We start from the raw sequence: 20,436 nt of genomic DNA, 5'->3' as shown, positions 1-20,436 counted from the left end.
GCCTATTATGAAATAGCTTGTCTGCTTTCTACGTCTCGACCTAACTTTCTTTTGATACGCTGCAGCGCGTTGTCAATTGACTTGACGTGCGTGTTTAATTCTTTCGAAATTTCAGCGTATGAATGGCCGTCCATATACAGCGTCAGCGCTTTTCTTTCCAATTCACTAAGTGTTTCCGCAATTTTTAACTCGCGGTCTTCCACTTTTTCTTGATGAATCAGCACCGCTTCCGGATTAGCAATTTGATCTCCAGGAATCATATCCATCAGCGTATAGTTTGATTCTTCATCATACAGAGGCTTGTCCAATGAAATGTACGAATTTAACGGACCGTGCTTTTGACGAGTAGCCGTTTTAATCGCCGTAATAATTTGTCTTGTGATACATAACTCCGCAAACCCTTTAAAAGATGTTAGCTTGTCTTCGTTAAAGTCGCGAATTGCTTTGTACAGTCCAATCATTCCTTCTTGGACGATGTCTTCTTTTTCAGCACCAATCAAAAAGTATTTTCTTGCTTTTCCCCTTACAAGATTTTGATACTTGTTGATTAAATACTCTAATGATTTTTCGTCTCCGCTGTGAACCATTTCAACCAAAACATGATCTTCTAACATAGCATAATTTTGAACTTTTTCAATTACGATGCCTACGCTCACTCATATCCCCCCGTTACACTTAGTTGAGTTTTGATGTGTTCTAAACTGATGCATGATCTACTTACTACGACGCTACTGCAATACGGTCCAGAAACGTAAAAAGCGTACAGGTAAACTGTCGCTTTCCTCTCTCACTTTATGCTCCCCTGCATCTTTCTATAATCTATTATAAAGAAGTATAACCGATAAAAATCAAAAAGGTTGTCGAAATATGAAAGTGTTTGCAAAAAAAATCAATTTTTATAGAAAATTCACACAAATCACTTTATTATTTCATATAGTGACAGCAATCTGTCAAAAAAGCAATAAAAAAATACTTCCATATTAAATAAACTTACTCAAGCAGAGTAAGTCGAAGTTGCAGATGATACTGCATATATAGGATTAGTTGCCTTCCGGCTTATCAGCATTTTTTGTTCCCTTGCTTTTATAAGGCTTTGCATTTTTCTTCTTTTTTGCACTCGCCTGCCAGCGGTTCCACCCTTTTTTGCCGGTGCCTCGCCCCGTGCCGCCTTTACCTTTTGCTTTACTCATACGTATTCCTCCGTTACCTGCGTGTTTGCTACAATAAAAAAAGACCCCGTCCAAAGTCGGAGTCTTTTTTGGATTGCATAAAATTATGCTTTTACAACGTTAGCAGCTTGTGCACCGCGTTGACCTTGCTCGATGTCGAAAGTCACTTTTTGACCTTCGTCTAAAGATTTGAATCCGTCGCCTTGAATTGCGCTGAAATGTACGAATACATCTTCTCCGCCTTCAATTTCGATGAAACCGAAACCTTTTTCTGCATTAAACCATTTTACTGTACCTTCAGTCATACTATTTCCTCCAGTGGTGGAATTACTCCACACATATATTACTACCCTTGCTCAATCGTACTATTTCCAGATAAAAATTTCTAATGAAGAATATTTCTCTTCTTTCAATTTCATACCGAACAAAAATAATTAACCTTAGTGTAACATATCAATTTAGAAATAGCAAGTTCCTGTTCTAAGACAGGCTTTATCCTAATTATGTATCTGTTAAAACCCTCTGTATAAGCTTTGAGGCTACTAGCATTTCTGGATTGTGATACGGCATAACGTTTTTTCATTCAGCAATATGCATCATCTGCAAAAAAATAAATATTTCATATCCTGCTTTCTAAGAAACCATGACACTTATAAATGGACATGGACATTTTTTATCAATTTATTTTCCACTCTCTTTCCTCCCACGCAATAAAATATCCATTAATTACAAAAAAAGATAATAATAGTATATAATGATACGTGATTTATAGCTAAGGAGGAACAACATGATTCGTGAACGATCACTTTTGATAAAAGGACTCATCTTTTTACTAGCTGTTTTTATTTTAAACGTCCCTTTCCCTAATTCAACACCGCTCAGTCATTCTGTCTTTTCTTTTTTAGGTCTTCCCATTTATGGAAATGAAGAAACAATGACGGGATTCTATTATGCTAACAATGCTTGGGCAATCATACTTTTAATAAGTCTTTTTTTACTTTATAAAAGTTTAAACCGTCATCGTTTAAAACTAACGATTTTAGCTGCATTCATCGTTACTTCCGGCCCTGGGTTTATGATTGAAGTCATGCAAAAGACCGTGTTAACAGGAATGTATGCCGTTTCTTACGATGCTGAAAACAGCAGTTGCACATTCGAGACTAATAAAAGAGAAACCATATTAACGGGAAACTGCAAGCTTTCCTTTGAAAATCACCGTTCAAAGCCTGTTACGTTTGAAGTGGCAATTGATAAGCGCGCTTTTTTTAAAGATGAACAGCCTTTTTTACAAATGATGAATAAGCCTAAACTTCATACCATTACGCTAGAATCAAAGGGGTATCAAACTGTAGAAATTACTTCATCTGTCAAAGTAGCTGATTTACCCTCTAAACTCTATATCGGAGAAATGAACGGCTTTCACGTAAACATTTATCAAAACGGGAAAAAGCGTTATTTATAAGCATTGAAAAAAGCCCTTATAGGGCTTTTTAAATGAGTGAATTACCAGCCAAGGCCTCCGCCGTAGCAGCTGCAGCCGATGATTACTAATAAAATAAATAATACAACTAATAAAGCAAAACCAGATCCATATCCACATCCAGCGTTTCCAGACATACGAACACTTCCTTTTCTTTAGTTACTCTTTCCTCAAGAAAAACGCCGCTTGCATTTCGCTTGAGTTGGATTATCTTATGCCTGAACACGCCGATTTGACTCTGGTTTTTTCTTTTTTCTTTTTCCTTCTTGCCATGCACCTCATTAGTAAAAAAAGAAAATGCTTTTCAGCCTCTCTTACAAAATCATTTATTTCACTAGCTTACGTCTTTCAGAAGACCGTACTTCCGTGCGCTTTCCGATACCTAGTACATAGTAGCTCAGCACGACAATAGCTAAAAAGATAATCCCGACAATCAGCGATATGCGCGTTTCATCATTAAACCACATACCTACAAGCACCATAAGTAAAAACGCGATGGTTACGTAGTTCGTCACAGGAGCAAAAGGCATTTTAAATGGATGCTGATCCATCGCCGCTCCTTTTGCTTTTCGAAAACGAATTTGACTGATAAGAATGACAAACCATGGAATCATACCTGGAAGCACGCTCGCGCTGTACACGTACACAAAAACATTTGGCGGAGCAATATAATTTAAGACAACGCCCGCAGCTAACCCAATCATTACCGCAACGGTACTATAAATAGGTACACCGTTTCGAGAAACCTTTGTAAAAAACGCTGGAGCCTGTCCGTTTACGCCTAACGTATAAAGCATGCGTCCTGCGCTGAAAATTCCGCTGTTACATCCAGACATTGCCGCTGTGATGACCACAAAATTAATGATCCCCGCAGCTGCCGTAATCCCTACTTTCGCAAATGTAGAAACAAACGGACTGCCGAGTGAGTCAAGCTCATTCCACGGATATACCGTTACAATGATAAAAATGGCACCGATATAAAAGATTAATATACGCCAAATCAAGCTTTGAATCGCGCTTGTTAACGTTTTTTTAGGATCTTTGGCTTCTCCTGCTGTAATTCCAATAAGCTCTACTCCTTGATAGGCAGCAATCACAAGCGACAGCGCAAAGAAAAAGCCGGACCATCCGCCTGTAAAGAAACCTCCGTTTGCCCACAAATTCGATAGTCCAAGCGCTTCTCCCCCGTTTCCAAGACCGAAGAAAACAAGGCCAAGACCGGCAATAATCATGAGCACAATCGTCACGATTTTAATCATTGCAAACCAAAATTCAAACTCTCCAAAAGATTTCACTGAGATTAAATTTGCCGCACCGAGAATGATCATGGCGACAATTCCCGGAACCCACGCCGGCAAATGCGGGAACCAGTACTGCATATAAGCTCCGACGGCAATAATTTCTGCCATGCCGACAATCACCCACTGAAACCAGTTGCTCCAAGCCGTAATGTAACCAGCTAACGGGTGAATATATTTATGACCAAATGTCGCAAATGAACCCGTACTTGGCTCTAAGTAAAGCATTTCACCCATTGCACGCATAATAAAGAAAATAAAAACGCCGCAAATAGCATACGCAAGCAGGACGGATGGCCCCGTCCATTCAATGGTGCTTGCTGAACCCATAAATAACCCTACCCCGATCGTTCCTCCAAGAGCAATCATTTGAATATGACGAGATTCAAGCCCTCTTTTTAACTCTTTGTTTGCCAATTTACTTCCCCCTAGCCCCTCGTGATGATTTTCTCTTCTATTTAAGAGATTCTTTTATTTCCCTGTCCTGATAGGGAATGATCATCTTTTTTCTTTTTCATAAAGAAGTACGAACATACCACAAATACAGCAATCAGCAGCGTGAGATAAAACTGAGTGCGAAGCGAATCAATAAATGCCATCGCAATAAAGATGCTTGTGATCGCCGCAATTGTTCCATACGTTAAATAAGGAAACAGCCACATTCTGATTTTTAAAGCTTCTGGCTTTTCTTTTTCGTATTTCTTTCTCATGCGAAGCTGTGAAAAAGCAATAACAAGGTACACAAGAAGCGCTACGCCTCCAGATGCATTTACTAAAAATAAAAAGATTTTATCAGGTGAAAGATAGTTAAACCCAACGCTGATGTAAGAAATCACGGTACATCCTACAATGGCATTAAACGGAATGCCTTTTTTATTCACTTTCAAAAACATACGCGGCGCGTCTCCTTTTTGCGCCATTGAGTACAGCATACGAGAACTCGTATATAGACCTGAATTTAAGCAAGAAAGAACGGCAGTCAGTACGATAAAGTTCATGATTTGAGCAGCTGCCGGAACGTTTACCAGCTCTAATATCGAAACAAACGGACTTTTCATCAAGCTTGAAGAATCCCAAGGAAGGATCGTTACTAAGATTAAAATAGACCCAAGATAAAAAATTAAAATACGATAAATAACGGTATTTGTTGCGATGGTGATCGCTCGCTCAGGCTGAGCCGATTCTCCAGCCGCTGTTGCGACAATTTCGGTTCCCATAAAGGAAAACATGACAATCGCCACTCCTAAAAAGACGGAGCTGATTCCATTTGGAAGAAATCCTCCTCTATGAAGAAGGTTCGACGCTCCCGGAGACTCTACTCCCGGTATTAAACCGAGGATAATCGCTCCCCCTAAAAGTAAAAACAGCACTAAACTAACTACTTTAATAAGCGAAAACCAGTATTCAAATTCACCAAATGATTTAACAGAGTATAAGTTCGTTAAAGTTAATAAAAATGTCAGGAGCAGACTGACACCCCAAGACGGTAGAGATGGAAACCAGTATTGAATAATTGTTGAGCCGGCAATCGCTTCAACAGCAATAACAATTACCCAGAAAAACCAGTATAGCCAGCCGATTGTGTAGCCAGCCCACGGTCCAAGCGCTTCTCTGGCATATGTCGCGAACGAACCGCTTGAAGGATTAGCCGTAGACATTTCCCCCAGCATTCGCATCACTAAGATCACCAGCAAACCGGCAAACGCGTACGAAAAGATGGAACCAGGACCTGCTGCGTTAATGAGCGATCCGCTTCCAATGAACAAACCGGCACCAATGATTCCTCCTAAAGAAATCATGGTTATGTGTCGAATTTTTAATTCTTTTTTTAACTCAGGCGGTTGATGACTCATATTAAAATCCTCCTCATAGAAACCGTCATTTAAAGAATTACACGTTCTTCGCATCGCGCGTTAAATATGTAAGCCCTTACAATATCGTGGACAAATAACTGCCGTTTTCCTACCCTCCTTCTATCTGTGCATGCAAATGAAGCCTTCACTTGACGAAAAAGATAGCTTCATTCGGCAAAAATTACTTTTCGAATTATATGATAATTTATATTGAACAACTTTGTCTATTGTTTTTTTGAAAGGAAGATCATTTTAATTTACTACCGATAAACTCTTTCCGCTATCGTAATTCTTTACTTCAAAACATCTTTTCTTTCACTTTACCGACACTCCTTTCTTTTCATTTTGTTCAAAATCACTATAAAAACCATAGATTCATTGGATATTTAAACAAAAGTGTTTATTTTTAATTTTTTTTGAACATTTTTGTTAAAAAACTATGTACAAAACGATAATAAGGTGATTATAATACAGGTATAGGGTGTTGGAATATTAATTATGTTTAAAATTTTCTAAAAAAAGGGGTAATGAAAATGAACACAATGAATATCAACGAAATCAAACAATACAAACACGAGCCTTTCACAGATTTTACGACTGCACAAAACAAAGATGCGTTTGAATCTGCATTAGAACTTGTACAATCAGAGCTTGGAAAGGACTATCCTCTTGTAATTGGCGGAGAATTCATTACAACAGAAGATCAAATTCAGTCCATTAACCCAGCAAATAAAGCAGAAGTTATCGGACGCGTGTCAAAAGCAGATCAAGACCTGGCTGAAAAAGCAATGCAAGCAGCACTTTCTACATTTAATACATGGAAAAAAGAAGCGCCGGAAGCTCGCGCTGACATTCTTTTCCGCGCAGCGGACATCATTCGCCGCCGCAAGCATGAATTTTCAGCTTACCTTGTAAAAGAAGCAGGAAAGCCGTGGAATGAAGCAGATGCTGATACAGCAGAAGCAATTGACTTCCTTGAATACTACGCTCGCCAAATGGTGCAGCTAAAAGACGGCGCGCCTGTTGAGAGCCGCGAAGGTGAAGAAAATAAATTTAACTACATTCCACTTGGTGTCGGCGTTATTATTTCACCGTTTAACTTCCCGCTAGCGATCATGGCTGGAACAGCAGCAGCAGCAATCGTAGCAGGAAATACGGTTTTATTAAAACCGGCTAACAACACACCCGTTATCGCAGCAAAATTTGTAGAAGTAATGAAAGAAGCTGGCCTTCCAGACGGCGTACTAAACTACGTGCCGGGAAGCGGAAGCGAAATTGGCGACTATTTAGTAGATCATCCAAAAACACGATTCGTTTCATTTACAGGTTCTCGTGAAGTAGGCTGCCGCATCTATGAACGCGCAGCAAAAGTACAGCCTGGTCAAATCTGGCTAAAACGCGTTATTGCTGAAATGGGCGGAAAAGACACGGTTGTTGTAGATAAAGATGCTGATTTAGATTTAGCTGCTTCTTCTATTGTGTATTCAGCGTTTGGCTTCTCTGGACAAAAGTGTTCAGCGGGCTCTCGTGCAGTTGTTCATCAAGACGTATACGATATCGTTCTTGAAAAAGCAGTTGCGCTGACAAAAACATTAACAATGGGCAGCCCTGAAGATGTAAACACGTATATGGGACCTGTTATTGATCAAGCTTCTTTCAACAAAATTACAAAGTACATTGAAATCGGTAAAGAAGAAGGCCGTTTAATGACGGGCGGAGAAGCAGATGATTCAAAAGGCTACTTCATCCAGCCTACGATTATTGCAGATGTAGATGAAAAAGCACGTTTAATGCAAGAAGAAATCTTCGGCCCAGTCGTAGCATTCTGCAAAGCGCGCGACTTCGATCATATGATGGAAATTGCGAACAACACTGACTACGGTTTAACAGGTGCCCTTCTTTCAAATACGCCTGAACACATTGAGCGTGCGAAAGAAGAGTTCCACGTTGGAAACCTTTATTTCAACCGCGGTTGTACAGGTGCCATCGTTGGGTACCAGCCGTTTGGCGGATTTAATATGTCAGGAACAGATTCAAAAGCTGGCGGTCCTGATTACTTGATTCTGCACTTACAAGCAAAAACAACAAGCACAACGCTTTAATACTCAGTAGAGCAGCCCTAGGCTGCTCTATCTTAAAACAACAAGGAATTTTTTCTATAGGGGGAGATATTTATGTTAGCAGAGGTATCTAAAAATGTGTTTCTTCACGCTTCCCAAAATAAAGCGCTAAACAAAGCGGCGAAAAAATGGGGTCTTCGCTTTGGTGCAGCTCAAGTGGTAGCTGGTGACACAATTGAACATGCGATCAAAAAAGTACGGGAATTGAATGAAAAAGGGCTTGTTTGTACGCTTGATCATTTAGGGGAATTTGTTTCAAGCAGAGAAGAAGCTATCGAAGCAACTCAATATAACATCAGAACACTAGAAGCTATGGGCCAAGCCGGTGTAACGTGCAACTTATCTGTCAAAATGACGCAGCTTGGTTTGGATATTGACCGCAGCTTTTGCGTTGAGAACATGCGCCGCATTCTTGAAACGGCGAAAAAATACGATAACTTTGTTCGAATCGACATGGAAGACTATGCTCACTGTCAAATAACGCTAGATATTTTACGAGAGCTTCGCGAGACGTTTGATAATGTTGGAACGGTTATTCAAGCTTACCTATTCCGCGCTGAACAAGATGTAAAAGAGCTAAAAGGCATTCCTCTTCGATTGGTAAAAGGCGCGTATCAAGAATCACCAACCGTGGCGTTTCAAGACAAAGCCCAAATTGATGAGAACTATATGCGAATTATCGAAGAGCATTTGCTCAGTGGAACATACACGGCTATTGCATCTCACGACCACAACATTATTGCAAAAGTAAAAGAGTTCGCTCACAAAAATAACATCCCGCGCACGCAGTTTGAATTTCAAATGCTGTACGGATTCCGAACAGATATGCAGCTTAGCCTTGCAAAAGAAGGCTATACAATGCGCGTATACGTTCCATTTGGCAACGACTGGTTTGGCTACTTTATGCGCCGCTTAGCCGAAAGACCGCAAAACGTCGCATTTGCTTTAAAAGGATTCTTTTCTAAATAAGCAATCTATTCAGTAAGTACCATAATGAAAACGCTATCATTTCTTTGTACCCTTTGCGGATGCTTCTGCAAAGGGATTTTTTATACGATTTCTCTTCCCTTTCAGTATGTATTGCGATAAAATATAAATACGAACAAACGTTCTTTTCATTATAAACAAAAAGGAGAATACACATGAATCCTCTATCAAAATTAGAACTGCCTCCTAAGCTAGAACCTTACCGAAAAGAAATCGAAAAAACATGTAAACCTTATATCCACATCCATACGGTTATGAACAGTCCAAAATTATATGACAGCAAGTTCGGCGGCAACCCTTACCTGCCTCTAGAAGCAAATCATCCTCTCGACTCCGAGGGCAAGCCTATGTTAATGATGGCACAAATCAATTTTTCTGACGTGCCTCCCTATGAAAATATGCCTTCTCAAGGCATGCTTCAATTTTTCATTTGTGGAGCTGATAACAAAAACACCGGTGATGTGTATGGTCTGGATTTTGACCAACCCACGTCTCAAAAAGACTTTCGCGTCGTTTTCTACGAAGATGTAACAACTGACGAAAACAAATTAACAACCGATTTTACGTATCTAGAAGACGTTGACCGAGATATGTTTCCTATTCCTCAAGAAGTAGGCCTACAGTTTGAAATAAAAAGTGAACCCGTGTCTCCTACTGACTATCGATATAATGATATGGAATCAGATTTATTTGATGATGAAGAAATGGAAGAGATCTACTGGGATGAGCTTACGGGCGAGTATCATAAAATGGGCGGATACGCTTTTTTCACTCAAAGCGATCCTCGAGACTACGATGAAGCGCTGCGCGCATATAACGTTCTGCTTCTTCAATTCGCCATGGACGACGAAGCGGATATTATGTTTGGTGATGCGGGAGTGGCCAATTTCTTCATTAAAGAAGAAGACCTTCGCAACCGTAACTTTAAAGATGTTTTGTACAACTGGGACTGCTGTTAAAAAAACACCCTCTTAGAAAAATATCTAGGAGGGCGTTTTTTTACATTATTATTATTTACTACTCAGCCTGTTTTTCCAGCCCTTGCAGCATTCAGCGTTTCTTTAAACTGCTGTAGCGCTTTTACATCTGCAAATGCGCTTGTAGGAATAACGTATCCGCTCATTGCACTAACAAGAATAAAGATATGTTCATCGGTTTCTCTAATTTGAGTGATGCTTGACCAAGGAGTCTTCACTTCTCCTTTTAAGCTTTTCTCTACCAAGCCATCTTCCGTAACCATCATAGTATGCTCACCTGTCAGACTGCTGTTATCTCCTTCATTTATTACCTTTATAATGTTCTTTTTAATACTTCCGTAAAAATATTTCGGATAAAATAAAAACCAAAGAACCGCAAGCAGCGCAAATGCTACGAACATGCCAAGTAAAAACTCTCCTTCAACCCACGAAACAAGCAAAGGAATGAGAAGAAAAATAAGCGACATCCATCGCTGAACTTTCAGCACTTTTTGTACTCTTTCCGAATGTTGAGCATGATGCATATTAAAAGCCACATAATCATCTTTTGTTAACGTATAGTGATATTCCATATTAATCTCCAATTCTTCTAAATAACAACAAAATAAAATATACCTCATTTGGTGTTATATGTATATAAAATAATAAGTTTTTCTTATGAAATACATCAACTTTTTATCATTTATTTACAGATATACATCACGTAAACTTAACTAGTACTCTACTATTTAAGGAGGAATGTTTATGGCTTTTACACTGACGCATATTGATCATATTCAGCTAGCTGCACCACCGAATTCAGAAAGCGAAGCACGACACTTTTTCGGAACTGTTCTTGGATTAACAGAAGTCGAAAAGCCGGAAAGTCTAAAAAAGCGCGGCGGCGTGTGGTTTGAATTCGGTTCTTATCAGCTGCATATTGGTGTGGAACCTGCCTTTTCACCCGCTAAAAAAGCGCATCCAGGCTTTCACGTTAAAAATCTACCTGCGTTCAAAGATCATCTGAGTAGCTTTGGTATTTCTTTTATAGAAGACAAAAACATTCCCGGTACTGAAAGAATTTACGTGGATGATCCATTTGGGAACCGTATGGAGTTCTTAGAAAGAAAAAACCTTCCTTTTCCCAGCTGAAATTCGGACAAAAAGACTGTGACAAACGTATTTTAGTTGAAGGAAGATCCGAACAATTATTCGTTCGGATTTTTTTATTGGTGTGATGAACGTAGGTTTCATGCATGTAGATACTTCTAGCGGTTGACTGGAAGGCAAGACGAAGACTCCTGCGGGGAAAGCGGAACAGGTGAGACCCCGCAGGAGCGTGCGCGACAAGGAGGCTCACCGGCCGTCCGCGGAAAGCGAAGTCTTGCATGGAAATCAACCGCGGTGTCAAAAGCGTTCCATACTAGCTCCTTTACCTCATTTGTTCGTCTTTAGATTAGATGCCTCAATCTCGTTGTTTTCGCCCTTCTTTTTGCTTTTCTTTCCACAGCATGTACACCAACAGCCCTAGTACACAAAATGCCACGCCAAACATTGTTAAAGGAAATAACAGTGTATTAATAAAATGATGATAAACCCATGAATCGTTCATCTAACCAGCTCCAATACGCACCGTTTTTTTATAGTATGCCCTACTATAACCTTTTTTATATTGTGTTAAATATCATGGTTTCTATCATATTTCTTTTTCTTTTTAATAGAGTAAATAGTAGATACATAACATTCTCCTCTTAGAGTTCTTATTCGCTGATTTCAAATTTTATTAGAGGAGGTTTACTCTATGAAAAAAAAGTTCACTGAAAAGCCTAAAAAGCTTTTTTGGATTCTTTCTTATAAATCATTAATTATCGCTATACTATTTGTTCTGTTAACATCTGCCGCTATTTTTACCGTCACGTATTCAACTCTTCAGCATACGCTGCGCTCGAACGTTGTCTATCAAGCGCTATCAAATTATAAAGCTCAAAGCTTGTTCTACTTCATGCATACGGAAAACCATCATTTCTCCCATGCCTTTGAAGAAGACTTCTCCCCGCCTCCTCTTTCTTCTGTCGCCCTGCAGCTTGCGACGAATATTCGCGTGGCGGATACAAGAAGTCTATTTGGATCAGAACTGCCCGGCTTTTCTATTTTTGATTCTCATATTCTGTTAGCCGGTGAAGGAACGGATTATACCACGATTCCTCATGAATCGGCTCCTCCTCTCGAAAGCATTTCTGGAGAGCGTGATTTGGATCCTGCTGAAAGCAAAACGTACGAAGAAAGCAAAAAACAGTCTCAAACACAGGCTAAGCAAAGCACGGGAGACAGAAAAGTTGTGTACATCTACCACACGCACAGCTGGGAATCTTATTTCCCTTTACTTGGTATGCCAGGTGAAGCGAACGAAAATAAAGCAGTAGATAACAAAACCAACATCACGCTCGTTGGTCAAATGCTAGGAATGGAATTAAAAGCAGACGGAATCGGATCGGAAGTAGATACAACCAACATGACGCAAAAGCTGAATGAAAAAGGCTGGGGTACAGGACGAGCCTATGCGATGTCTCGAAGCGTGGTGGAAACAGCTCTTCAGCAAAACCAAGACGTCGATTATTTAATTGATATTCATCGTGATTCACTACGTCAAGAAAAAACAACGGCTACTATCAACGGCAAATCGTACGCTAAAATAATGATTGTATTAGGTGAAGCGAATCCGAAATTTGATGAAAATGTAAAAATGGCTAAAGCGATTCATGAAAAGCTAGAGGAAAAATATCCAGGCCTTAGCCGCGGAGTATTAAGCAAAAAGAAAACAAGCGGCAATAACGGTCTGTATAATCAAGACTTATCCGACCGCTCCATTTTAATTGAAGTAGGCGGCGTCGATAACAATATGGAAGAACTCACAAATACCGTCAAAGCCTTTTCTGATGTGTTCAGCGAGTATTATTGGCAAGCTGAAAAAGTGAATGCGCAGTAAACAAAAACTAGCTACCCCAGGTAGCTAGTTTTTGTTTTTATGAGAGTCACGCTTCTCCTTTTCTTCACACGCAAAGCAGACAATCTTCCCTTCAACAACCACACCGTTCAAAAATCCCTCTAAACAGTACACGTTCTTTTGACATATCGTGCAGATTCCAACGTACTCTTTCACGACTTTCACACTCCTTACATACGATTAAAAACCATAAAAAAAAGCTCTATTAAAGAGCTTCTTTCCGTACATAGGATTTTCCTTCATTTCAACAAACGGCTCATTTCCTCAGGAGAAAGCGGCTTATCAAATAGATAGCCTTGACCGATATGACAGCCTTGTTCCGTCACAAACTGCAGCTGTTCTTCGTTTTCGATTCCTTCTGCGGTTAGGGCAAAATTAAGTTTTTTCCCCATTTGAATAATCGTTTCCACCAGCACTTTTCCAACTTCATCTAAGTCATCAATAAATGATTTATCAATTTTTAACGTATTGATTGGCAAGTGTTTAAGATAGCTGAGAGAAGAGTAGCACGTTCCGAAATCATCCATCGCCACTTTTATCCCTAGACTCCGCAGGCGGTTTAGCACTTTTTTCGATTCTTGACTGTTTTGAATAACGCTTTCGGTGATTTCAAGTTCTAGAAAGTGCGGCTCAAGGCCCGTTTTCTTCAAAATTTGTTCCATGTCCGTTACAAATCGTGAGGACTTCAGCTGAATAGGTGACACGTTCACCCCTATTTTACTCGCTTTTAAATTTATCTCCGTCCATGCTTTCATTTGCTGACATGCTTCTTCTAATACCCATTTGCCAACCGGTACAATCAAACCAACTTCTTCTAAAATAGGCAAAAATTCATTTGGATAGACAGTACCAAATTTTGCGCTATTCCAGCGGATAAGCGCTTCTGCCCCTATGACATCAGACGTTTTCAAATCGATTAACGGCTGATAAACGAGCTGAAACTCATTTCTTTCTAACGCATACTTTAACTCATTCTCCATGCTAATCGTTTTAATGATTTTTTCATTTGATGAAGAAGAACTCATTTCATATGTGTTTCGCCCATTTCGTTTTGCTACATACATCGCAATATCTGCTTGCTTAATTAACCTGTCAATTAGTTCATCTGCGTCTTTTGGAATAATATGCTGCTGACATTCCTTTGAAAATAGGCTGATGCCAACGCTTGTAGAGGTTAGCACTTTGTCTCCGTCTATATAAAAAGGAAGCGACATTTCTTTTACAATCTGCTCGGTCATTTTTTCAATTTCCTCAACAGTTTTTAGTGTATGAAGCACTAAAATAAACTCATCGCCCCCGTGCCGCGAGATAAAATCAGAGGACGGAATACATTTTTTTAATCTTTCTGCTACGCGCCTCAGCAGCACATCGCCGTGATGATGGCCAAGCGTATCATTTATTGATTTGAAGCGGTCTAAATCTAAAAATAAAATAGCCATCAGTTCTGGAGATTGTCCATCTAAAAGCAGCTTTTTCAGCTGCTTGTTTAACCAGTAGCGGTTAGGTAAATTAGTTAACGGATCATAATAAGCCATTTGCTTAATTTTTTCTTCATATGCTTTTCGCTTTGTAATATCATTGCGAATTGATACGTACTGATACGGTTTTCCTTGTTCATCTAAAAATGGAACAATGGTTGTATCCACCCAGTAATACGAACCGTCTTTTGCCTTGTTTTTTATTTCTCCGTGCCAGACCTTACCTGAGCTGATCGTACTCCATAACTCTTTAAAAAACCGTTTTGAGTGATGTTTCGAATTAATAATACGATGATCTTGACCGAGAAGCTCATGTCTTTCATACTTAGAAATTTCACAGAATTTATCGTTCACGTGATTGATGAATCCGCGACTATCTGTAATCGCTACAATCGATGATTCATTTAACGCAAGTTCAATATCATTTAGTTTTTTCAGCGCTTCTTTAAATTTATATTCAAAATGCCTGTTTTCCATATCCTATACACCTTTATCAAAATTTTAATGATAAAACAAAACCCATGACGAAATGATAGAGAGGAATCGTGAATAATGAATACAATTTAATTAGCAATGGACAGCGAATTAGTTTGTCCGATTGCCTTACATTCGTAAAATAGTAAGCGTACAATTGCCGCTTTTCCTCTTTACACCTTTACAAACTTCTTACACACAGTTTGTAAAAGGATTGATAGATAGTTTCGTTTATCCATATCTGTTATCACAACTTTTCTATGGTAACATTAAAATGATTTTTATAGAAATGAAAGTGTACTTTCTTCACGTAATTGACATACCTTTTGATGGTAAACAGAAAAAAGCCTCTGCTTTAGACAGAGGCTTTTTTCACTTTCTTCTCATGAGCTCGTACGCGTCAGCCACGGAAGAATAAGATATTGAAAGGTTTTGTTGTACACAACAATCCGGTTAAGGTAATACGGATCGTTGTCTTTTGTAATAACATGAGGGGCTAAAATAGCTGCTTGGTGAAAACCAGCATCTTTCACAATCTTAGCTACGTCATCATTTGTATTGCCGTATGGATAGGCAAAGTAAACGGGGGCTATTCCTAAATGGTTCTTAATCGTTTCTTTGCTTTTTCGTAAATCACGAGCAAACGCGCTGTATTTAGCAGGCGTCAGAAATAAAGGCTTGTCTTCTTCTAAACGGTGCATATCATATGTATGCGAACCGATTGTCGCAAGGCCGCTGTCTTTCATTTCTTTTAGCTGACTCCATGAAGCCATATTTAAATTTTGAAAGTCCTCTGCTCCCACTTGTCCTGCGATTACATATAGCGTAAACGGAATGTTTTCCTTTTTCAAAATTGGAAAAGCGTTTTGATACACGGTACGGTCAATATCGTCAAATGAAATCCATACGCAGCGTTTTGGAAACGTGCCTTTTTGCTGATACGTTTCAATATCTTTTGGCGTAACAAACGTAGCGTCAAGTTCCTTCAGCTTTTTTAACTGTTGTTCAAAATCATTGCTGTAGACGCTGTACTCTGTCAGTTCGTCAGACTTTGTAACTGAGCTGACAATTCGATTAAACCAATTATGCTTGCGCACGCGATGATAATTTAAGCCTAAGCATCCGTTCGTCTCAAGCGCTGGCTCCACGGTCGTTGTTGCTTTCGCCTTATCTTCCCAGTTCACTACTTTAAAGAAAATAAAACCAACTACCGCTGCCGCAATTAAAAGAAAGAATACATATTTCTTCATGCGTGCTTCCTCTCCTCAGTATGTTTTAACGGATTAACATCAAACTCGATGTACTGTGCACGCTGAAGCTCTTGAATTTGATCCTTCGATAAAAGCTCAAGACGCTCTAAATCTTTAATACTCGTATACGCCGGCTCTTTTCGTCGGTTTAAGCTTCCAAATCTCTTTTTGTTGTAGAATCTCCATAAAAACAGAGCCAGGAAAAAGAAGCAAAAAATAGCGAGTCCAATTACTAAAAACGTTCGAATTTCGCCGTTCGTCGTTTTGAACGCAATTTTTAATACCCCGCTGTAACGGTCATTTACGCCGATAACAGCTGAAAGGAAAAACCAAAGAACAATGGCACAATACAGCCAAAAAACAGATGAAACAATGATGCTTATCACGAATCGAGCAAGAGGCTGCTTGGCTTGAATCATGATTTGCTCTTCGTTAAGCCGCGGTCTGGACTGCTCCATGTGGCATAGCCTCCTTTCACTCTAGATCTGATAGCACGAGGAAATGCGCCCACTACCACAATCGTATTGACAATCCAGTAAAGCGCTGGGTACCATGCAGCCCATACGTAATACCGCTTCACGTTGTCGTATTTCGAATCAATTTTCAGCGCAATAAACAGCTGAATTAAGCTCATAAACACAAGGGAAAATGACGTAAACGTAAACCAAAACAGTATGTCTTGAGGACTGCTCGCGGTAACAAGCAGCATGATTGTCACAAACAGCCATGCGAATGACCAAAGAGTACTGATCCACTGCTCTAGGTATACAAGCCAAATTCTGCGCTGCTTCCATTTTAATAACACTTTCCAGTGGCGAAGCATTACCTCTTGCCCGCCTTGAGCCCAACGTACTCGCTGCTTCCAAATTCCCTTTAAGGTTTCGGGCACAAGCATCCAGCACAATGCCCGCGGTTCATAGCGGATATCCCAAAAGCGCTGCTGCAGCTTCCAGCTTACGGCGATATCTTCCGTAATCATGTCACGATCCCACAGCCCGACGTCCACAAGTGCTTTCTTTCGAAAAGCCACTACTACGCCTGAGACCGTCATTACTTTTCCTAAAATTCGCTGTGTTCGTTTAATAGAACCGATAATAGAAGAATACTCAACTAGCTGAATGCGACTCAGCAGCGTATTACGGTTTCGAATGCGCGGATTTCCGGTAACGGCTCCCAGCCGTTCCCCTTTATGAAGAAAATGATGGATTAGATAATACGGAGCGTCTTGATCTAAAATAGCGTCTGAATCTAAGCAGATTAAAAACTCAGCTTTAGATGCGTGCGCACCTAAATGCAACGCATTGGCTTTTCCTTTATTTTCATAAAGCTGAATCACACGAACTTCAGGGTGATTCCTGCTGATTTCCTTTAAAATATCAGCTGTTCCATCGGTGCTTCCATCGTTAATAAGAATGATTTCTTTAGACGGATAATCTAACGCCAAAAGGTGCTTAAGCGTTTCTTCAATCGTTTCTTCTTCATTATAGCAAGGCACTAAAAAGCTCACTAACGGCCAATCAACTGTTGAAAAATCAACTTTGGGATCTCGGTCGCGATAGCGTATGTAAATAAGCGTGCCCGCAATCCAAAATAAAGACATAATAAATGGATACCAGAAAACAAAGCTCGCGAGCTTTTCAAATCCAGGTATTAATACGTGTTGCATATTCATTTTTCTGACTCCTTCACACCAATTAAAATTGCACAGAGTGACAATTTTATCACTAAATTGGTTAAATAGAACATAGTAATTTTAACCATCTAAAAAAAGAGTCTTTTAAACTACGTTTATTCCTATATTATAAGACCCCTTTATGTAAGTAAGAAGCACCAATAAAGGATGGGCAAGTTACCTACTCAAAGAAGTGACATATAGTATCACTGTAGATTTCTTTCACCATAAAAAACGTGAGGGTTGCAGCTAGTATATGAAAGAAATTCTTTCCTTAAGGAGGAATAACAAATATGAACGAACAAATTCAAAAGCTGCTCAATAACTTAATTCAACTTGAACACGTCTCTTCGACTTTATACCTAGCTATGTCTAACTATATGAATCGATTAAACTATAAAGGAATGGGCAGTTGGCTGCGTCTGCAGTCTGAAGAAGAACGCACTCATATGCTAAAACTTATTGACTACTTAGTTGACCGCGGCGGCACGGTTGAATTAAGTTCTTTACCTGCTCAGCCAAGTGAGTTTGGAACACCGTTAGAAACGTTTCAAAAAGTATTGGAGCATGAAAAGTTCGTCACAAATTCTTATCGTCAAGCGTTTCAATTTATCAGCCAAGCGAACGATCCTCAAACCCTAGTCATCGTGCAGGACTTTTTGAGAGAACAAGTCGATGAAGAAGCTCAGGCTCAGACAATTGTAGACCGCTTAAAAATTGCTCAAAATAACCCTGCAGCTATTTTTATACTCGATCAAGAACTAGGACAGCGAAAAGCTGCGCCGGCGGCGGGCGGAGCAGCTGCGCAAGGTTAAACGCGCAGAAGAGCACCGAACAATGTACAAAAACAATAACACGCCTCCCGTTTCCTTGCTTCGAGTTGGGATTCATCACGGCTATTACGGCTATCCGCCCAATGTGTACGACGCCATTCAAAGGCTTATGAATCAATATATGCATCAGCTTCACTATCATCGTCCTCAGTACGTTCACGTGTACTACGTGCACCCTTCTCTTATTCACTACTACCTTCACTGAGTGGAGGAAAACAGGAATTTTGTTTCATGAAGAAATTCACCGCTTTTCCACCTAATTCAGGAATTCCAATCAAAAATATGGATATTTATGCTAATATAAAATTTGTTAATCATATAAAGAAATAATATTAGCGGGGTGTCATATGGATAATCAATACGTTGTAGGATGGGGAACGCTGGCTCTAATTAATGCCGGATTAGCGCAAGGTAAAAATCGAACCGGTCTGAACTGGTTCTTATTATCTCTTGCTTTAGGACCGCTTGCTACCTTCATCTTACTGCTGGTTGAAAAACGATAAAATTAGCTCAAAGCTCATTACATTGAGCTTTTTTCTTTATTCTTCAACTATAACTGCTCTCCGAAACAAGTAAAAAAAGCACTGCTTGAAATTTTTTTCTAGGCTTAATATGCATAAATCTATTCATCATTCAGACTGAGTTCCGCGGCATTTTTTGATTAAAAACCTACATCTACTCTTTAGAAATAGGGTATTGGCCCTTTTTAAGCCTTTTTTTCTTTCTCTTCTTGCAATAAAACCAAAAGAAAGAAGAACGCTTTTATTCTATGCTTTTTCAATTATAGATTAACTTGTTTTCTTCAGATGATTACCATTTACACGGGAAAGCTGTGCATCTACTGAATGAGGTCAAACTTCCTGTATTTCTCAATCTGTAGGATGAATAAATACTCATTTTCTTCATTTGACAAAGAAATAAATGCTGTGTAATTTAAGTAACATACCCCATCTAAACTGTTTTTAGAAAGGATTAAGTAGCAAGATGCGTACAAAAAAAGAAGAGTGTATAATTGATGAAATGGGAAGAGTATCCCTTCCTTCTTTGTTTATGCAACTAACGAAACTCGAGACGAACGACAAAGTTCTTTTACGGAGCTGTGATGATTGGATTATTATTGATCATCATGATGAAAATGTCCCCGTTCCTTCTCATATCTTCATTCGAACAATTGACCATATGGGTAGAATAGTCATTCCAAGATCCCTGCGAGATGACTATGAACTTAAGCCATTTGATTATGTAGAACTATACGTAGTACAACAGCAAATTGTTATGAAAAAAAGAGACGAAAAAACGATAGCGCTTTCACAAAAACCTGTGGCGCCTCCTCCTTATTATGCAACATTAACCGGACGGCAGATTCAGCTCACTTCTGAACTTTTAACGTCAGTCGAATTGGATGCAAACATGGAGGTTCAATTTTTTATTAACCAAAAAAATAACATTGTGATTCAAAAATACGAAATGAATTTCGGTGAAAAAACGACTTTAATATTTACGGCTCAATCTCGAAAAATTGATGAACGTTTTCGACTTACCATTCCTAAAAAGCTGCGAGATGATTTCTCCATCCACTCAGGTACGATGTTAAAAATCAAGACAGGTAATAAGCAGCTAATTTTAGAAAAAGTGGAAAATGAAAAAGAGATTAGCAGCGTATTATCTCAGCAAATAGACGCAGCAATTGTTGAAAAATTACCGAAATAAGAACGACGCCAAAAACAAATGGTTTCCTACGGATTCAAAGCAAAAGCTAAGAGTTACGCATAGACTGACCCTTTCTATACTCAACTCTTAGCTTTTAGACTTATCTTCCATAAACGTGTACAAGCCGGTTACTCCACATGATAGCACTATCT

Annotated in this window: 23 protein-coding genes; 11 read left to right on the top strand and 12 right to left on the bottom strand. The window is 39.3% G+C overall.

Annotated elements, in window-relative coordinates:
* Window positions 1-5 precede the first annotated feature (5 nt).
* From sigH to SCI76_RS21465, 3 genes are all read right to left on the bottom strand, one after another.
* Complete coding sequence (gene sigH / locus SCI76_RS21475) at window positions 6-656, bottom strand: RNA polymerase sporulation sigma factor SigH (RefSeq protein ID WP_013058500.1); 651 nt, start codon at window positions 654-656, stop codon at window positions 6-8.
* A gap of 384 nt (window positions 657-1,040) precedes the next feature.
* Window positions 1,041-1,196 carry a DUF3934 family protein gene (locus tag SCI76_RS21470; protein ID WP_162837669.1) on the bottom strand — a complete coding sequence of 52 codons (156 nt, stop codon included), beginning with the start codon at window positions 1,194-1,196 and terminating at the stop codon, window positions 1,041-1,043.
* Between the two features lie 77 nt (window positions 1,197-1,273).
* Window positions 1,274-1,474: a cold-shock protein gene (locus SCI76_RS21465; protein ID WP_013058502.1), complete on the bottom strand. Its 201-nt coding sequence runs from the start codon at window positions 1,472-1,474 to the stop codon at window positions 1,274-1,276.
* Window positions 1,475-1,956: 482 nt separating this feature from the next.
* On the opposite strand from SCI76_RS21465, the gene SCI76_RS21460 reads away from it, so the two are divergent.
* Window positions 1,957-2,631 carry a hypothetical protein gene (locus SCI76_RS21460; RefSeq protein WP_328175160.1) on the top strand — a complete coding sequence of 225 codons (675 nt, stop codon included), beginning with the start codon at window positions 1,957-1,959 and terminating at the stop codon, window positions 2,629-2,631.
* Between the two features lie 41 nt (window positions 2,632-2,672).
* On the opposite strand, the gene SCI76_RS21455 is transcribed toward SCI76_RS21460, so the two are convergent.
* The 3 genes from SCI76_RS21455 to SCI76_RS21445 all read right to left on the bottom strand — a co-directional run bounded on the left by SCI76_RS21455 (window position 2,673) and on the right by SCI76_RS21445 (window position 5,800).
* A complete protein-coding gene (locus tag SCI76_RS21455; RefSeq protein WP_080754474.1) occupies window positions 2,673-2,786 on the bottom strand; it encodes a YjcZ family sporulation protein in 114 nt (37 codons plus the stop codon).
* 189 nt (window positions 2,787-2,975) lie between these two features.
* Window positions 2,976-4,364 carry an amino acid permease gene (locus SCI76_RS21450; RefSeq protein WP_063247169.1) on the bottom strand — a complete coding sequence of 463 codons (1,389 nt, stop codon included), beginning with the start codon at window positions 4,362-4,364 and terminating at the stop codon, window positions 2,976-2,978.
* 41 nt (window positions 4,365-4,405) lie between these two features.
* Complete coding sequence (locus tag SCI76_RS21445; protein ID WP_028414950.1) at window positions 4,406-5,800, bottom strand: amino acid permease; 1,395 nt, start codon at window positions 5,798-5,800, stop codon at window positions 4,406-4,408.
* Between the two features lie 533 nt (window positions 5,801-6,333).
* Here SCI76_RS21445 and pruA point away from each other — a divergent pair.
* The 3 genes from pruA (at window position 6,334) to SCI76_RS21430 (ending at window position 9,866) form a co-directional block, all read left to right on the top strand.
* Window positions 6,334-7,902: an L-glutamate gamma-semialdehyde dehydrogenase gene (gene pruA / locus SCI76_RS21440; RefSeq protein ID WP_048020392.1), complete on the top strand. Its 1,569-nt coding sequence runs from the start codon at window positions 6,334-6,336 to the stop codon at window positions 7,900-7,902.
* 72 nt (window positions 7,903-7,974) lie between these two features.
* Window positions 7,975-8,889, top strand: coding sequence for a proline dehydrogenase family protein (locus SCI76_RS21435; RefSeq protein ID WP_407544283.1), 915 nt, complete (start codon window positions 7,975-7,977; stop codon window positions 8,887-8,889).
* A gap of 173 nt (window positions 8,890-9,062) precedes the next feature.
* Entirely contained in the window at window positions 9,063-9,866 is an 804-nt protein-coding gene (locus SCI76_RS21430) for a YwqG family protein (RefSeq protein WP_063247170.1), read from the top strand.
* Between the two features lie 62 nt (window positions 9,867-9,928).
* Here SCI76_RS21430 and SCI76_RS21425 read toward each other — a convergent pair whose 3' ends face one another.
* Window positions 9,929-10,456, bottom strand: a complete 528-nt coding sequence (locus tag SCI76_RS21425) for a YcxB family protein (protein WP_034271281.1) — start codon at window positions 10,454-10,456, stop codon at window positions 9,929-9,931.
* A 172-nt stretch (window positions 10,457-10,628) separates the two neighbouring features.
* Between SCI76_RS21425 and SCI76_RS21420 the strand changes: the two genes are divergently transcribed.
* Window positions 10,629-11,015, top strand: a complete 387-nt coding sequence (locus tag SCI76_RS21420) for a VOC family protein (protein ID WP_048020385.1) — start codon at window positions 10,629-10,631, stop codon at window positions 11,013-11,015.
* A gap of 123 nt (window positions 11,016-11,138) precedes the next feature.
* Complete coding sequence (locus tag SCI76_RS21415) at window positions 11,139-11,318, top strand: hypothetical protein (RefSeq protein WP_080968645.1); 180 nt, start codon at window positions 11,139-11,141, stop codon at window positions 11,316-11,318.
* A gap of 10 nt (window positions 11,319-11,328) precedes the next feature.
* On the opposite strand, the gene SCI76_RS21410 is transcribed toward SCI76_RS21415, so the two are convergent.
* Window positions 11,329-11,475, bottom strand: coding sequence for a hypothetical protein (locus SCI76_RS21410; protein ID WP_168761175.1), 147 nt, complete (start codon window positions 11,473-11,475; stop codon window positions 11,329-11,331).
* 189 nt (window positions 11,476-11,664) lie between these two features.
* Here SCI76_RS21410 and spoIIP point away from each other — a divergent pair, with 189 nt between their 5' ends.
* Complete coding sequence (spoIIP, locus tag SCI76_RS21405; RefSeq protein ID WP_034271278.1) at window positions 11,665-12,849, top strand: stage II sporulation protein P; 1,185 nt, start codon at window positions 11,665-11,667, stop codon at window positions 12,847-12,849.
* Window positions 12,850-13,106: 257 nt separating this feature from the next.
* Here the strand turns inward: spoIIP and SCI76_RS21400 are convergent, their stop codons facing one another.
* The 4 genes from SCI76_RS21400 to pgaC all read right to left on the bottom strand — a co-directional run bounded on the left by SCI76_RS21400 (window position 13,107) and on the right by pgaC (window position 17,741).
* On the bottom strand, window positions 13,107-14,822 hold the full coding sequence (locus SCI76_RS21400; protein WP_328179574.1) for an EAL domain-containing protein: 1,716 nt from the start codon (window positions 14,820-14,822) through the stop codon (window positions 13,107-13,109).
* A 380-nt stretch (window positions 14,823-15,202) separates the two neighbouring features.
* Entirely contained in the window at window positions 15,203-16,069 is an 867-nt protein-coding gene (locus tag SCI76_RS21395; protein ID WP_048020379.1) for a polysaccharide deacetylase family protein, read from the bottom strand.
* Window positions 16,066-16,527, bottom strand: a complete 462-nt coding sequence (gene pgaD / locus SCI76_RS21390; RefSeq protein WP_047750023.1) for a poly-beta-1,6-N-acetyl-D-glucosamine biosynthesis protein PgaD — start codon at window positions 16,525-16,527, stop codon at window positions 16,066-16,068. The genes SCI76_RS21395 and pgaD overlap by 4 nt, the downstream gene beginning before the upstream one ends.
* Entirely contained in the window at window positions 16,485-17,741 is a 1,257-nt protein-coding gene (gene pgaC, locus SCI76_RS21385; protein ID WP_048020377.1) for a poly-beta-1,6-N-acetyl-D-glucosamine synthase, read from the bottom strand. Before pgaC ends, pgaD begins: the two co-directional genes overlap by 43 nt.
* A gap of 293 nt (window positions 17,742-18,034) precedes the next feature.
* On the opposite strand from pgaC, the gene SCI76_RS21380 reads away from it, so the two are divergent.
* The 4 genes from SCI76_RS21380 (at window position 18,035) to SCI76_RS21365 (ending at window position 20,284) form a co-directional block, all read left to right on the top strand.
* Complete coding sequence (locus SCI76_RS21380) at window positions 18,035-18,556, top strand: ferritin (RefSeq protein ID WP_014458733.1); 522 nt, start codon at window positions 18,035-18,037, stop codon at window positions 18,554-18,556.
* 22 nt (window positions 18,557-18,578) lie between these two features.
* Window positions 18,579-18,779 (top strand): hypothetical protein, encoded by a 201-nt coding sequence (locus SCI76_RS21375; protein ID WP_014458732.1) that lies wholly within the window; start codon window positions 18,579-18,581, stop codon window positions 18,777-18,779.
* Window positions 18,780-18,921: 142 nt separating this feature from the next.
* On the top strand, window positions 18,922-19,077 hold the full coding sequence (locus SCI76_RS21370) for a hypothetical protein (protein ID WP_014458731.1): 156 nt from the start codon (window positions 18,922-18,924) through the stop codon (window positions 19,075-19,077).
* A 481-nt stretch (window positions 19,078-19,558) separates the two neighbouring features.
* A complete protein-coding gene (locus SCI76_RS21365) occupies window positions 19,559-20,284 on the top strand; it encodes an AbrB/MazE/SpoVT family DNA-binding domain-containing protein (protein ID WP_168761178.1) in 726 nt (241 codons plus the stop codon).
* Window positions 20,285-20,436: the final 152 nt, after the last annotated feature.

Source organism: Priestia sp. HNGD-A6, assembly GCF_045784335.1.
Taxonomy (GTDB): domain Bacteria; phylum Bacillota; class Bacilli; order Bacillales; family Bacillaceae_H; genus Priestia; species Priestia zanthoxyli.
Note: the sequence above shows the minus strand (reverse complement) of the source record. Positions and strands in the feature narration are given on the sequence as shown.

Excerpts from the sequence above, each read along its gene's own strand:
- SCI76_RS21380 (WP_014458733.1), top strand. The coding sequence starts at position 18,035 with ATGAACGAACAAATTCAAAAGCTGCTCAATAACTTAATTCAACTTGAA.
- pgaC (WP_048020377.1), bottom strand. The coding sequence starts at position 17,741 with ATGAATATGCAACACGTATTAATACCTGGATTTGAAAAGCTCGCGAGC.
- SCI76_RS21465 (WP_013058502.1), bottom strand. The coding sequence starts at position 1,474 with ATGACTGAAGGTACAGTAAAATGGTTTAATGCAGAAAAAGGTTTCGGT.
- SCI76_RS21400 (WP_328179574.1), bottom strand. The coding sequence starts at position 14,822 with ATGGAAAACAGGCATTTTGAATATAAATTTAAAGAAGCGCTGAAAAAA.
- pruA (WP_048020392.1), top strand. The coding sequence starts at position 6,334 with ATGAACACAATGAATATCAACGAAATCAAACAATACAAACACGAGCCT.
- SCI76_RS21370 (WP_014458731.1), top strand. The coding sequence starts at position 18,922 with ATGGATAATCAATACGTTGTAGGATGGGGAACGCTGGCTCTAATTAAT.
- SCI76_RS21395 (WP_048020379.1), bottom strand. The coding sequence starts at position 16,069 with ATGAAGAAATATGTATTCTTTCTTTTAATTGCGGCAGCGGTAGTTGGT.
- SCI76_RS21435 (WP_407544283.1), top strand. The coding sequence starts at position 7,975 with ATGTTAGCAGAGGTATCTAAAAATGTGTTTCTTCACGCTTCCCAAAAT.
- SCI76_RS21455 (WP_080754474.1), bottom strand. The coding sequence starts at position 2,786 with ATGTCTGGAAACGCTGGATGTGGATATGGATCTGGTTTTGCTTTATTA.
- SCI76_RS21445 (WP_028414950.1), bottom strand. The coding sequence starts at position 5,800 with ATGAGTCATCAACCGCCTGAGTTAAAAAAAGAATTAAAAATTCGACAC.
- pgaD (WP_047750023.1), bottom strand. The coding sequence starts at position 16,527 with ATGGAGCAGTCCAGACCGCGGCTTAACGAAGAGCAAATCATGATTCAA.
- SCI76_RS21425 (WP_034271281.1), bottom strand. The coding sequence starts at position 10,456 with ATGGAATATCACTATACGTTAACAAAAGATGATTATGTGGCTTTTAAT.
- SCI76_RS21375 (WP_014458732.1), top strand. The coding sequence starts at position 18,579 with ATGTACAAAAACAATAACACGCCTCCCGTTTCCTTGCTTCGAGTTGGG.
- spoIIP (WP_034271278.1), top strand. The coding sequence starts at position 11,665 with ATGAAAAAAAAGTTCACTGAAAAGCCTAAAAAGCTTTTTTGGATTCTT.
- SCI76_RS21430 (WP_063247170.1), top strand. The coding sequence starts at position 9,063 with ATGAATCCTCTATCAAAATTAGAACTGCCTCCTAAGCTAGAACCTTAC.
- SCI76_RS21410 (WP_168761175.1), bottom strand. The coding sequence starts at position 11,475 with ATGAACGATTCATGGGTTTATCATCATTTTATTAATACACTGTTATTT.
- SCI76_RS21460 (WP_328175160.1), top strand. The coding sequence starts at position 1,957 with ATGATTCGTGAACGATCACTTTTGATAAAAGGACTCATCTTTTTACTA.
- SCI76_RS21365 (WP_168761178.1), top strand. The coding sequence starts at position 19,559 with ATGCGTACAAAAAAAGAAGAGTGTATAATTGATGAAATGGGAAGAGTA.
- SCI76_RS21420 (WP_048020385.1), top strand. The coding sequence starts at position 10,629 with ATGGCTTTTACACTGACGCATATTGATCATATTCAGCTAGCTGCACCA.